Origin of the sequence: Nocardioides sp. LHD-245 (genome assembly GCF_030929495.1) — a bacterium.
GTDB lineage: Bacteria > Actinomycetota > Actinomycetes > Propionibacteriales > Nocardioidaceae > Nocardioides.
This window is the reverse complement of record NZ_JAVFWN010000003.1, coordinates 1-12,537: the sequence shown is the minus strand read 5'-3', so window position 1 is coordinate 12,537 and position 12,537 is coordinate 1. Positions and strand designations below refer to the sequence as shown.

General features: G+C 70.8%; 11 protein-coding genes. 4 read left to right on the top strand and 7 right to left on the bottom strand.

The window, feature by feature from the left end:
* Positions 1–40: 40 nt before the first annotated feature.
* From upp to pntB, 3 genes are all read left to right on the top strand, one after another.
* Positions 41–685 carry a uracil phosphoribosyltransferase gene (upp, locus tag RB608_RS05140; protein ID WP_308086739.1) on the top strand — a complete coding sequence of 215 codons (645 nt, stop codon included), beginning with the start codon at positions 41–43 and terminating at the stop codon, positions 683–685.
* Between the two features lie 190 nt (positions 686–875).
* The gene (locus RB608_RS05135; protein ID WP_308086738.1) at positions 876–2,435 is read left to right on the top strand and encodes a Re/Si-specific NAD(P)(+) transhydrogenase subunit alpha; all 1,560 of its coding nucleotides are present in this window, start codon (positions 876–878) and stop codon (positions 2,433–2,435) included.
* A gap of 3 nt (positions 2,436–2,438) precedes the next feature.
* Positions 2,439–3,863: a Re/Si-specific NAD(P)(+) transhydrogenase subunit beta gene (gene pntB / locus RB608_RS05130; protein ID WP_308086737.1), complete on the top strand. Its 1,425-nt coding sequence runs from the start codon at positions 2,439–2,441 to the stop codon at positions 3,861–3,863.
* Between the two features lie 195 nt (positions 3,864–4,058).
* On the opposite strand, the gene thpR is transcribed toward pntB, so the two are convergent.
* The 7 genes from thpR to RB608_RS05095 all read right to left on the bottom strand — a co-directional run bounded on the left by thpR (position 4,059) and on the right by RB608_RS05095 (position 11,160).
* Entirely contained in the window at positions 4,059–4,616 is a 558-nt protein-coding gene (gene thpR, locus RB608_RS05125; RefSeq protein WP_308086736.1) for an RNA 2',3'-cyclic phosphodiesterase, read from the bottom strand.
* Between the two features lie 7 nt (positions 4,617–4,623).
* Positions 4,624–5,358, bottom strand: coding sequence for a VIT family protein (locus RB608_RS05120; RefSeq protein ID WP_308086735.1), 735 nt, complete (start codon positions 5,356–5,358; stop codon positions 4,624–4,626).
* 186 nt (positions 5,359–5,544) lie between these two features.
* Entirely contained in the window at positions 5,545–5,919 is a 375-nt protein-coding gene (locus RB608_RS05115) for a cupin domain-containing protein (protein WP_308086734.1), read from the bottom strand.
* Positions 5,916–6,680 carry an aldolase/citrate lyase family protein gene (locus tag RB608_RS05110; protein WP_308086733.1) on the bottom strand — a complete coding sequence of 255 codons (765 nt, stop codon included), beginning with the start codon at positions 6,678–6,680 and terminating at the stop codon, positions 5,916–5,918. The genes RB608_RS05115 and RB608_RS05110 overlap by 4 nt, the downstream gene beginning before the upstream one ends.
* The gene (locus RB608_RS05105) at positions 6,677–7,837 is read right to left on the bottom strand and encodes an amidohydrolase family protein (protein ID WP_308086732.1); all 1,161 of its coding nucleotides are present in this window, start codon (positions 7,835–7,837) and stop codon (positions 6,677–6,679) included. Before RB608_RS05105 ends, RB608_RS05110 begins: the two co-directional genes overlap by 4 nt.
* Positions 7,838–7,923: 86 nt before the next feature.
* On the bottom strand, positions 7,924–8,748 hold the full coding sequence (locus tag RB608_RS05100; RefSeq protein WP_308086731.1) for a fumarylacetoacetate hydrolase family protein: 825 nt from the start codon (positions 8,746–8,748) through the stop codon (positions 7,924–7,926).
* A 189-nt stretch (positions 8,749–8,937) separates the two neighbouring features.
* Complete coding sequence (locus RB608_RS05095; RefSeq protein ID WP_308086730.1) at positions 8,938–11,160, bottom strand: cytochrome P450; 2,223 nt, start codon at positions 11,158–11,160, stop codon at positions 8,938–8,940.
* A gap of 152 nt (positions 11,161–11,312) precedes the next feature.
* Between RB608_RS05095 and RB608_RS05090 the strand changes: the two genes are divergently transcribed.
* Positions 11,313–12,422, top strand: coding sequence for an NDMA-dependent alcohol dehydrogenase (locus RB608_RS05090; RefSeq protein ID WP_308086729.1), 1,110 nt, complete (start codon positions 11,313–11,315; stop codon positions 12,420–12,422).
* The last annotated feature ends 115 nt before the right edge of the window (positions 12,423–12,537 follow it).

The window sequence follows — 12,537 nt, the reverse complement described above, 5'->3', positions numbered from 1 at the left end:
CGACGTGCCGTCTCCCCGGTCGCGTCGCTAGGCTCGGCCCATGCGCACCCTGGTCGTGGATCACCCCCTCGTCGCCCACAAGCTGACCGTGCTCCGCGACAAGGGCACCGACTCCCCCACGTTCCGCTCGCTGGCCGACGAGCTCGTGACCCTGCTGGCCTACGAGGCAACCCGCGACGTCCGCGTCGAGCCGACACAGATCGAGACCCCGGTCGCGCCGACGACGGGCATCCGGCTCGCGACACCGCGCCCGCTGGTGGTGCCCATCCTCCGGGCGGGCCTCGGCATGCTGGACGGCATGGTCCGGCTGCTGCCGACCGCGGAGGTCGGCTTCCTCGGGATGGTCCGCAACGAGGAGACGCTCGAGGCGACGACGTACGCCGAGCGGCTGCCCGACGACCTGTCCGGTCGCCAGTGCTATGTCGTCGACCCGATGCTCGCCACCGGCGGCACCCTGGCGGCGGCGATCCGGTTCCTGGTCGACCGCGGCGCGGACCACATCACCGCGGTCTGCCTGCTCGCGGCCCCCGAGGGCTGCGCGCGGCTCGAGAAGGAGCTGGGCGACCTGGAGATCCCCGTGACGATCGTGACCGCGGCGATGGACGAGCGGCTCAACGAGAAGGGCTACATCGTCCCGGGCCTCGGCGACGCCGGCGACCGGATGTACGGGATCGCCGCGGGCTGATCCGCCGACCGCACCCATCCGGCCGGCACCCGGTCGGAGACCCCTTGCCGGGCACCCCGGCGAGGCACCCGAGGCGGTCCGGCGCAAGCGTGCATCCCCTAGATGTACGTCACACGTAAGACGCCCCCCGCGAGGGGGTGCGCTCTGTGTAGGTTGGCTCGCGTTTATCCACAGAAGGGCTGGAGGCTCGATGCTGATCGGCATCCCGCGCGAGTCGAAACAGGGCGAAACCCTGGTAGCGGCGACCGCGAAGACCGTAACCCAACTGACCAACCTCGGCTACGACGTGATCGTCGAGTCGGGCGCCGGCGACCTCGCCGACCAGCCCGACAGCGCGTTCACCGGAGCCGGCGTGCGGGTCGCGACGACGCAGGAGGTGTGGGCCGCCGACGTCGTCGTCAAGGTCAACGCCCCCACGGACGAGGAGATCGGCCGACTCCGCCGCGGTGCCACGGTCATCTCGATGATGGCGCCGGGCCGGAGTCCCGAGCTGCTCGCGAAGCTGCAGGCGCAGGGCGTGACCGCGCTGGCCATGGACGCGGTGCCGCGGATCTCGCGCGCGCAGTCGATGGACGTGCTGTCCTCGATGGCCAACGTCGCGGGCTACCGCGCCGTCGTCGAGTCGGCCCACGAGTTCGGCCGGATGTTCACCGGCCAGGTCACCGCCGCCGGCAAGATCCCGCCGGCCCGGGTCTTCGTCGTCGGCGCCGGTGTCGCCGGCCTGGCCGCGATCGGTGCCGCGTCCGCGATGGGCGCCGTCGTCCGCGCGTTCGACGTGCGCCCCGAGGTCGCCGAGCAGGTCGAGTCGATGGGCGCGCAGTTCGTCCACGTCGACATGGAGCAGGAGGTCTCCTCCGACGGCTACGCCAAGGAGATGTCCGAGGCCCAGGTCGCCGCGACCGCCGCGATGTACGACGAGGAGGCGCGTGCCGCCGACATCGTCATCACCACCGCGCTGATCCCCGGACGCCCGGCGCCCAGCCTGCTCACCGCCGAGACCGTCGCCGGGATGAAGAACGGCTCCGTGATCGTCGACATGGCCGCGGCCAACGGCGGCAACGCCGCCGGCACCGTGGCCGACCAGCGGGTCGTCACCGCGAACGGCGTGACGATCCTCGGCTACACCGACCTCGCCGGCCGCCTGGCCGCGCAGACGTCACAGCTCTACGGCACCAATATCGTCAACCTGCTCAAGCTGCTGACGCCCGAGAAGGACGGCAACCTCGGCCTGGACTTCGACGACGTCGTCCAGCGCGGCATCACCGTCGTCGACGGACGGGCCGCGGGCGATGGTGGAGCAGCGCAGATCACGTGGCCGCCGCCGGCCGTGCAGGTCTCCGCCGCCCCGGCCGCCGCTCCGGCCGCCGCCGCCCCCGTCAAGGAGGCCAAGCCGCCGATGTCGGCCGGCGCCAAGGTCGGCTGGGTGCTGGGCGCGATCGGCCTGTTCTGGCTGGTCAACGCGCTGGCCCCGACCGAGGAGCTGCGTCGCCACTTCACCGTGCTGATGCTGTCGATCGTGATCGGCTACTACGTCATCGGCAAGGTGGCGCACGCCCTGCACACCCCGCTGATGTCGGTCACCAACGCCATCTCCGGCGTGGTCGTGGTCGGTGCCCTCGTGCAGATCGCGACCGACGACACGCTGGTCCTGGTGCTGTCGGCCGTGGCGATCCTGCTGGCCTCGATCAACGTCTTCGGTGGGTTCGCGGTCACGCGCCGCATGCTCGCGATGTTCAGCAAGGGAGCCTGATCCATGGACATCCTCTCCATCACCGGCGCGGCCTATATCGTCGCGGCGCTGCTGTTCATCCTGTCGCTGGCGGGCCTGTCGAAGCACGAGTCGGCGCGCAGCGGACTGACCTTCGGCATCGTCGGCATGGCGGTCGCCCTCATCGCGACCGTCGCCGCCGTCATCGACGTCAGCGAGTTCATCGACAACCGGGCGCTGGTCATCGTCCTGATGCTCGCCGCCATCGCCATCGGCGGCGCGATCGGCCTGTGGCGCGCGAAGATCGTCGAGATGACCGGGATGCCCGAGCTCATCGCGCTCCTGCACTCCTTCGTCGGACTCGCGGCCGTCGCCATCGGCTGGAACGGCCACATCCTCGGCTCGCACGAGTCGATGGACAGCCTGGTCAACATCCACGAGGCCGAGGTCGCGATCGGCATCTTCATCGGTGCGGTCACCTTCACCGGCTCGATCGTCGCCAACCTCAAGCTGTCGGCGAAGATGAACTCCGCCCCGCTCATGCTGCCGGGCAAGAACGTCATCAACGTCGGCTCGCTGGTGCTGTTCGCGATCCTGACCGCGATCTACGTCTCGATGGACACCTACGACAGCGCCTCGGCCGACGTCCTGCTGGGCGTCATCACCCTGCTGGCGCTCGCGCTCGGCTGGCACCTGGTCGCCTCCATCGGCGGCGGCGACATGCCGGTCGTGGTGTCGATGCTCAACTCGTACTCCGGTTGGGCCGCGGCCGCCTCGGGCTTCCTGCTGGGCAACGACCTGCTCATCGTCACCGGTGCCCTCGTCGGCTCCTCCGGTGCCTACCTGTCCTACATCATGTGCAAGGCGATGAACCGCTCGTTCATCTCGGTCATCGCCGGCGGCTTCGGCATCGCCGCCCCCGCCGGGGACGACAAGGACTACGGCGAGCACCGTGAGATCCAGGCCGATGCCGTGGCCGAGCTCCTCGCGGGCGCGTCCTCGGTGGTCATCACGCCGGGCTACGGCATGGCGGTCGCGCAGGCGCAGTACCCGGTCGCCGACCTGACCGCCAAGCTGCGGGCCAAGGGCGTCGACGTCCGGTTCGGCATCCACCCCGTCGCGGGTCGTCTCCCGGGCCACATGAACGTGCTGCTCGCCGAGGCCAAGCTGCCCTACGACATCGTGCTCGAGATGGACGAGATCAACGACGACTTCCCCGACACGGACGTCGTCCTGGTCATCGGCGCCAACGACACGGTCAACCCGGCCGCGTCCGAGGACCCGGCCTCGCCGATCGCCGGCATGCCGGTCCTCGAGGTCTGGAACGCCAAGGACGTCATCGTCTTCAAGCGCTCCATGGCGGCCGGCTACGCCGGTGTGCAGAACCCGCTGTTCTTCCGCGAGAACAGCCAGATGCTGTTCGGTGACGCGAAGGACAAGGTCGAGGAGATCGTGCACCACCTCAACTGATCGCGACGATCACCGCGGTACGACGGGCCGGTCCCCACGGGGCCGGCCCGTCGGCGTACCCGGTGACGCCGGTTCATCACGGTATGTAGTCGGAGCGCCGCTTCTGTAGCGGGGCCCCGCTACAGAAGCACGGTCTCACCTACATACCGTGATGAACCCGCAGCTCGACAGCCGACAAAACAGCCGCCGGCCGGCTCAGAGAACGATCTCGGCGAGCGTCTCGTAGCGGGGCGAGCGACCGGGGCCCTCACCGAGGTGGGACGCGATCACCTGGACCGATGCGAGCGACCAGGGCGGTCCCTCGTAGGTCTCGAGCAACCGGACCCAGCTGGTCAGCTCGGTGGGCCGGCCGCCGGTGCGGGCGACGGTGACGTGGGGGCGGAACCGCTGGCCGTCGACCTCGATGCCGCAGGCGACGGCGGCGTTGCGGGCCCGGACGGAGGCGGTCGCGAGCGCGTCGACGCCGCCCGTGACGCCGGTAGCGAGTACCCGGCCCTCGGCGACGTTCGGGAACACGACGGCACCCGCGAGGGAGAGGTCCGCGGGCGCGAGCCCGTCGAGGACGTCGGCGAGGCGGTCGACGTACGCGTCGACACGGTGGTCGGCGGCCTCGGGCATGAAGGCGAGGGTGAGGTGCAGGTGCTCGGGCCGCGTCCAGCGGAAGGGCGCGGCCGCGCGACGGGGCTCGAGGAAGGAGTCGAGGTGCTCGACGGCCTCGTCCGGCGGGACGACGGCGGTGAAGATCCGGGGCATCTGTCGCCTAGACCTGGGTGCCGACCAACTGGCCGATGCCGTGGGTGACCGCCATGGCGAGCAGACCGCCGAGGACGTTGCGCAGCACCGCGCGACCGGGCGAACCGTAGCCGAACCGGGCACTCAGCCAGCCGGTGAGCACGAGTGCGGCGACCACGGCCACGACGGTGACCGGCACCCGCAGGTCAGCCGTGACCAGAACGATCGTCAGCAGCGGCAGCAGCGCGCCGACGGTGAAGGACAGCATCGAAGCGAAGGCCGCCTTCCACGGGCTGGTGAGGTCGTCGGGGTCGATCCCGAGCTCGACCTCGGCATGCGCCGCCAGCGCGTCGTTGGCGGTGAGCTGGCGCGCCACCTGGAGCGCCAGGTCGGGGTCGAGTCCCTTGTCGACGTACAGCCCGGCGAGCTCGGCGAGCTCGTCCTCGGGGTCCTCACGCAGCTCCCGGCGCTCCTTGTCCAGCAGCGCCTCCTCGGAGTCACGTTGGGTGCTGACCGAGACGTACTCACCCGCGGCCATGCTCATCGCGCCCGCGGCCAGGCCGGCGATGCCCGCGATCAGGATCGCCGACCGGTCGCTCGTGGCGCCGGCGACGCCCAGCACGATGCCCGCTGTCGAGACGATGCCGTCGTTGGCGCCGAGAACGCTCGCTCTCAGCCAGTTGAGTCGGTCGTTGAAGCGCTGCTCGTGGGGTTCGTCCCCGTGGGGCCCGATCGCCTGTCCTGTCGCCTCTGCATCGACCACGCCCTCATGATCCCCCAGAACCTCGCTCCCGTGCGATCGACTTCCCGCCGACCCGGCTCAGATTGAACGGGCTGAGACGCCGACCCGGCTCAGATTGAAGTTCAATCTGCGCCGGGTCGCGGCGTTTCGGAGTTCAATCTGCGCCGGGTCGCGGCGTTTCGGAGTTCAATCTGCGCCGGGTCGCGGTCAGACTGGCAGCTCGAGCTTCTCCAGCAGATCGGCGCGCGGCGGCACGAAGTAGTCGATGTTGACGCAGGGCCCCTCGGTGGGCTCGACATAGTGCTCGGCGCCCCGCGGGACCAGCAAGAAGGAGCCGGGGCCCATCTCGTGCGGTGTCCCGGCGACGTGGTAGCGGCAGCGCCCGGAGGCGATGAAGACCAGCTGGTCGAAGTCCTCGTGCGCGTGCGGGTTGAGCGTCATCCCCACCTCGAGCTCGTGATGGGCGATGAGGACCTCGTCGGTGGCGAAGATCCGGCGCCGCACGCCGGGGCGGATCTCCCGCTGGGGGAGGTCGTCCCAGTTGACGACCTTGCCGAACAGCGACGGGTTGAGTGCGGTCACGCTTCCTCCTCAGGTACGACGGCCCGCAGGCCGTGGGCGAGCAGCTGCAGGTCCGAGCTCACGAGCACGTACGACGCCGCGGCCAGTCCCAGCCGGTCGGCGTCGGCCAGCGCGCCGGTCCACCCGCCGAAGGCGGCACCCGCCTCGTCCGCCGCCGAGCGCACGGCCGCGACGGCGTCCGCCAGCTCGGCCGGGGCGGGCAGGCCGAGGCTGACGGCGAGGTCGGTCGTGCCGACGAAGGCGACGTCGAGCCCGCGGACCACGTCGACGAGGGGCTCCTCGACGCGGGTCTCGATCTGGCCGACGAGCAGCGGTGGGTCGGCCGCCTCGATTTGCAGGAAGTCCGCGAGCGGCACCGATCCGAAGCCCGCGGCGCGGTTGGCCAGGCTGACCGAGCGGGCGCCGGCCGGTGCGAACCGGCAGGCGTCCCGCAGCCGCGCGGTCTCGGCCGCCGAACGCAGCGTGGAGAGCTGGATCCCGGCGGCGCCGTTCTCCAGCAGTCGCGCGACGAGCGGGGCGTCGACCTCCGGCAGCCGCACCAGCGCGGGGATCCCGCACAGGGCGGCGTGCCGGACCAGGCCGATCGCGTCGTACTCGGTGAGCGTCGAATGCTCGAGGTCGACCACGACGAGGTCGAGCCCTGCGCGGCCGGCCAGCTCGACGACGTCCGGCGAGGCGAGCTTGACGAAGGTGCCGACCTGCCGGCGCCCGCTCGTCAGACCCTCGCGGACCTGTCGCCGCAGCTGGTGGACGGTCCTCACGCCGACGCGCCACCTCGCCACGGCGTGGTCTCGACGAGTGCACCCTTGTGTACGACGGTGGTCGGCTCGAGGCGCGGCGCGGCGATGGAGTTGCCCGAGGCGTCGGGCAGGGTGACCTCGGCGGTCTCGGTGAGGACGGTGACATTGGCCATCCCGCCGACGTCGAGGCGGCCGTAGCCCTCGCCGTCGAGGCCGAGGACCTGCGCCGGGACGATGGTCGCCCGGCGGATGCACTCGTCGAGCGGGGCGCCGAGAGCGCGCAGCTTCGAGATGCTGGTGACCAGGTCGAAGACCGGGCCGCGCCAGTTGCGAGCGCTCGTGTCGGAGCTGAGGATGTCGGGCAGGAAGCCGTCGGCAATGGCCTCGCGGGCGACGTCGAAGCTCAGGTTGCTCTTGCCGTGGGCGGAGTCGAAGAGGACGCCGCGCTCACGGGCCGCGTTGACGCCGGGGAGCACCTTGCCGTTCTCGTCGAGGATGCCGTGGGGCTTGCCGGTGTAGCAGTGGGCGACGATGTCGCCGGCGCGCAGGTAATCGAGGACGGCGGGGACCGGCTCCTCGGTCTCGCCGATGTGCACCATCAGCGGGAGGCCGGCCTGCTCGGCCAGGCTGACCGACTTCTTGAGCAGCGCCTGCCAGTGGTGGCCGACGACGTCCTCGGAGAGCCGGATCTTGAAGCCCCGGACGATGCCCGGGTGGTTGGCGGCGGCCTCGAGCGCGTCCTCGACGACGAGGGTGTCGGGGTTGAGCAGCTCGCCGAAGCGGAAGTCGATCAGGCCGAGCACCGAGACGTTGAGGAAGTTGACGACACGGATCTCGTTGGCGTCGACGACGACCTTGCGGAAGGCGTCGAACGTCGAGGCACCCGCGGTGCCGGCGTCCGCCACCGCGACGACGCCGCGGCGCAGGTGGGCCTCGTCGGCCGGGGCGCCGACCTTCGAGACGTCCTGGAAGATGTGGCTGTGGCCCTCGACCAGGCCGGGGACGACGGTCGAGCCGCTGCAGTCGATGACCCGGGCGCCGTCGGCGGCGAGGTCCGGGCCGATCGCGGCGATCGTCGTACCGCTGATCGCGACGTCGGCGCGCTCGTTGCGCCCGTTGGCCGGGTCGAGGACGGTGCCGCCGGTGAGAACGAGGTCGTACCCCTGCTTGTCGGACATTCTGCTGGCTCCTTGTGAAGGTCGTGGCTGGGCCGGAGGGAACGGGCGGATCCGGGACGGATCACCCAGGCGTTGGGCGATTCGGCTCAGCCGGTCGACGCGCCCACGGTGGTGACGAGCGGCAGCACGGGTCCGACCTCGATCCGGATGCGGTCACCCGGGGTGAGGAAGAGGTCGAGATCCTGGCCGGTGCCGGCCGGGGTGCCGGTGAGCACGACGTCGCCCGGCTCCAGCGCGGCGTACCAGGAGATCCGGGAGATCAGGTCGGGGATCGCGAAGATCATCCCGGCGCTGGTGTCCTCCTGGCGCAGGTCGCCGTTGACCCACGTCCGCACGGGGATCGCGTCGGCGTCGGCGAGCTCGTCGACGGAGCAGACCGAGCTGCCGAGCGGGTTGCACCCGGGGAAGCTCTTCGCGAGTGTCGGCGTCGCCGTCCGCTTCATCACGTCGCGTGCCGTCATGTCGTTGGCGGCGGTGATGCCGGCGACGGCCGACCAGACCTCGTCCGGCCGGGCGCGGTGGAGCCGGCTGCCGATGACGACCGCGATCTCACCCTCGTAGTCGAGCTGCTCGGTCGCGTCCGTGGGGAACGGAACCTCCGCGTCCGGCGAGAGCATCGCCGAGGACGCCGCCAGGTAGAGGATCGGCTCGGCCGGCAGGTCTCGCCCGGCCTTGGCGGCCTTGGAGCGGTAGTTGAGGCCGACGCCCCACATCGCCCGGGGCCGGCCCAGCGGCGCGAGCAGCCGGGTGCCGCCGGTCGGGACGCGACCGGTGACGGCGCAGTCGTCGAGGCAGGCGAGCGAGCCGGTCGCCTCGACGACCGCGCCGAGATCGGGGTACGGGGTCGCGAGGAGGGCGATCTCGTCGCCCTCGACTCGTCCGATCCCGTGTTCGGTAGTGACCGCATGCATGACGGCTATCTTTTATTGCGAGATGGCATCATGTCAAGCGATACGCATGCGAGATGGCATACCTCAGCGGCCGGGGGCATCCACAGGTCCAGAACCCCCATGGCGACTGGGTTTTCGGGCAGCACGAACACCCGGCACCAGGGATCCGGTGCCGGGTGTTCGTGGGTCAGATCACGCCGAGACGCAGGCCTACAGGTCGAGGACCAGGGTGGGCGTGCAGGAGCGGCTGACACAGATCATCATCGATCGCCCCGTCGCCTGCTCGGTCTCGCTGAGGACCTCGTCCCGGTGGTCGGGCGTGCCCTCGAGCACCCGCGTCTCGCACGAGCCGCAGAAGCCCTTCTCGCAGTCGTAGGCGATACCCGGGACGGCCTCGCGGATGACCTCGATCAGGCGCTTGTCGACCGGGACGTCCACGGTGACGCCCGAGCGCCGGAGCTCGGCCCGGAAGGGAGTGTTGCCCTCCGTCGACGTCAGCCGCGCCTCCATCTCGTCGCTGGCGGCGAACCGCTCGACGTGGAGGTCGGCGCGGCGGCCGAGCTCGTCGCAGATCCGCTGGACCTCGGCGATCATGGCGCCGGGACCGCAGCAGTAGACCGCCGTGCCGACCGGCGTGGCCGCGATCGCCGCCTGCAGGTCGGGGAAGCCGTGCTCGTCCTGAGGCACCAGATCGACGTCGATGCCGGGCAGGGCGGTCAGCTCGTCAGCGAACGCCATGGTGGCGCGCGAGCGGCCGCCGTACACGACGCGCGCGGGCCGGCCCCGCGCGGCGAGCGAGCGGGCCATGGCCAGGATCGGCGTGACCCCGATGCCGCCGGCGATGAGCAGGTGGCCGTCGGCGTCGACGAGCGGGAAGTGGTTGCGCGGTCCGCGGACGGTCAGCTCCCGCCCGGCGACCGCGATGTCGTGCAGCTCCGCCGAGCCCCCGCGGCCGTCGCGCTCGCGCAGCACGGCGACCCGGTACGACGAGCCGTCGTCGAGCGGGCCGCACAGGGAGTACTGCCGCAGGCGGCCGGACGGCAGCCGCACCTCGAGGTGGGCACCCGGCTGCCAGCGGGGCAGGGCGCCGCCGTCGGTCGCGCGGACGGTGACGGCGAGGACGTCCTCGGCGACCAGGTCGGCCGCGTCGAGGACGACCTCGTAGGTCTCGTTGCCGTGGCTCGCACCCTGGAACTGGTCCACCTGGTCACCGACCCGCGGACCGGGCGTGAAGGTCGCGGGGATGACGTCCCAGCCCATGTGGTTGCCGCGCGAGGCGTAGCCGACGACGTTCTCGCGGTCGACCTTGTAGTCGGGCAGCCGGGTGAGGACCTGGTGGATCATCTCCTGGAACATGGCACGCGCCAGGTGCGCACCCGGGCAGCGATGGGTGCCGATGCCGAAGGTCAGGTGCCGGCTGGCGTCCCGGTCGAGACGCACCTCCTGCGGCTCGCTGAACACCTCGGGGTCGTGGTTGGCCGCGAACCAGGGCACGAGCACCCGCTCGCCCGCCCGGACCGGACAGCCGCCGATCTCGGTGTCGGTGGTCGTGGTCCGCGACATGGCGGTCACCGAGCCGTAGCGGCGCAGGAACTCGTCGGTCCCGTCGATCAGCAGGTCGGGCGCGTCGATGAGCTGCTGGCGCAGCTCCGGGTGCTCGTCGAGGTGGACGAGCACGGAGCCGGTCAGCGAGGTCGTGGTGTCGACGCCACCGGTGATCGCGATGCCGATCACGGAGAACAGCTCGGCGTCGGTGAACTCGCTGCCGTCGGCCTTGCGCTCCTTGAGGAGCAGGCTGATGACGTCGTCCTGCGGCTGGGCCCGGCGCTCGGCGATCAGCTCGGCGAGGCGCTTCTCCATGTAGGCCATGCCCTCGTAGGCACGCTGCGCGCGCTCGCTGCCGGGCTCGGAGGTGAAGACGTCGTGGATCGGGCGACCGATCCGCAGCCAGTCCTCCTCGGGGAAGCCGATCCAGTCAAGCGTGACCGCGCTGGGCAGGGGGTTGGTCAGCACCTCGACCAGGTCGGCACTGCCGGACTCGATGAACCCGTCGACGATCCGGGAGGCGTGCCGCGCGATCATCGGGCGCAGCCCGTCGACGGCGGCCGGCGACAGGATCAGGTCGAGGAGTCGGCGGTACTCCACGTTGTCCGGCGGGTCCAGCTCGAGGGGCTGTTGCATGTTGCCGCCGAACGGACCGCTCGGGATCACGATCGCGGTGCCTTCGAGATTGCCCGCCGCCCGGGTGGAGGAGAACAGCGCGTCGTTGCGGGCGACGTGGAAGACGTCGGCATACCGCGTGAGATAGACGTACCCGTTCTCGTGCGCATCCGACCTGCCTACCGGACACTTGTCTCGGAACGCCGCGTAGTAGCCGACGATGTCATCGCGGCATTCCGGCGAGTGGTGGTCGAATTTCTCGTAGGTTGACATACCCCGTCCTCATCGGCCGTACCTGTGTGAGCGAGCTCTCAAGCGAGAGTAAACCGTCTCGCAAGGCGAGTCAACGTCTCGCATTGCGCAATCATCTGACGTCCTTTACGGTCAGACGACAGCACCTGCGAGGACACGAGAAGGATCTGCTCATGCGAACCAGAGGCGCGATCGTCCGGACGGCTCCCGGCCCCTACGAGGTGGTCGACCTGGAGGTCTCCGACCCGGCCGAGGGCGAGGTCCAGGTCCGCCTGGCCGCCGCCGGCCTGTGCCACTCCGACGACCACATCGCCGTCGGCGACTCCCCCGTCGCCATCTATCCCTTCGCGCTCGGCCACGAGGGCGCGGGCGTCGTGACCAAGGTCGGTCGCGGCGTCACCGACCTGGCGGAGGGCGATCACGTCATCTTCTCCTTCCTGCCCGCCTGCGGCCGCTGCCGCTGGTGCGCCAGCGGGATGCAGAACCTCTGCGACGAGGGCGGGAAGGTCTGGATGGCGCCCGAGGTGCCCCGCCTCCACCTCGCCGACGGCGGCGACCCGGTCGGCCAGATGTGCGGCGTCTCCGCCTTCGTGGAGACCACGACGGTCGACGCCCGCTCCGTCGTCAGGATCGGCGACGACCTGCCCCTCGACAAGGCCTGCCTCGTCGGCTGCGGCGTCGCGACCGGCTGGGGCGCGGCGGTCAACTCCGGTGCCGTCCGACCCGGCCAGATCGTGGTCGTGATGGGCATCGGCGGCATCGGCATCAACGCCGTCCAGGGCGCCGTCCACGCCGGCGCTACCACGGTGATCGCCGTCGACCCCGTCGAGTTCAAGCGCGAGGAGGCCAAGCGCTTCGGTGCCACGCACGCCTTCGCCACGATGGACGAGGCCGCCGAGATCGCCCGCCAGCACAGCAACGGCCAGGGCGCCGACGCCGCCATCGTCACCGTCGGCGTGGTCACGGGCGAGCATGTCGCCGAGGCCTTCGCGGCCATCCGCAAGGGCGGCACCGCCGTCGTCACCGGCCTGGGCAACAACGCCGCCATCGGCGCCCCGATCAGCCTGACCGAGCTCACGCTCTACCAGAAGCGCATCCAGGGCTCCCTGTTCGGCCAGTGCAACCCGACCGCCGACATCCCGGCCCTGCTCGACCTGTACCGCGCCGGCGTCCTCAAGCTCGACGAGATCGTCACCCGCACGTACGCCCTCGACGAGATCGGCCAGGGCTACGAGGACATGCACGCAGGTCGCAACCTGCGGGGAGTCGTGCTCTTCGACTGATTCCCTATGGGGGATGGGCTTGTCAAGCGGTTTGTTTGTTGACGTTGCTCGACGTGGCCGTTGAGGATTGTGGGTGGGGAAGGTCGCCCCGTCGTGATTGTCCGGTTGGGACTTT

Coding starts and splice junctions, on each gene's coding strand:
- upp (WP_308086739.1), top strand. CDS start 41: ATGCGCACCCTGGTCGTGGATCACCCCCTCGTCGCCCACAAGCTGACC.
- RB608_RS05135 (WP_308086738.1), top strand. CDS start 876: ATGCTGATCGGCATCCCGCGCGAGTCGAAACAGGGCGAAACCCTGGTA.
- pntB (WP_308086737.1), top strand. CDS start 2,439: ATGGACATCCTCTCCATCACCGGCGCGGCCTATATCGTCGCGGCGCTG.
- thpR (WP_308086736.1), bottom strand. CDS start 4,616: ATGCCCCGGATCTTCACCGCCGTCGTCCCGCCGGACGAGGCCGTCGAG.
- RB608_RS05105 (WP_308086732.1), bottom strand. CDS start 7,837: ATGTCCGACAAGCAGGGGTACGACCTCGTTCTCACCGGCGGCACCGTC.
- RB608_RS05100 (WP_308086731.1), bottom strand. CDS start 8,748: ATGCATGCGGTCACTACCGAACACGGGATCGGACGAGTCGAGGGCGAC.
- RB608_RS05095 (WP_308086730.1), bottom strand. CDS start 11,160: ATGTCAACCTACGAGAAATTCGACCACCACTCGCCGGAATGCCGCGAT.
- RB608_RS05090 (WP_308086729.1), top strand. CDS start 11,313: ATGCGAACCAGAGGCGCGATCGTCCGGACGGCTCCCGGCCCCTACGAG.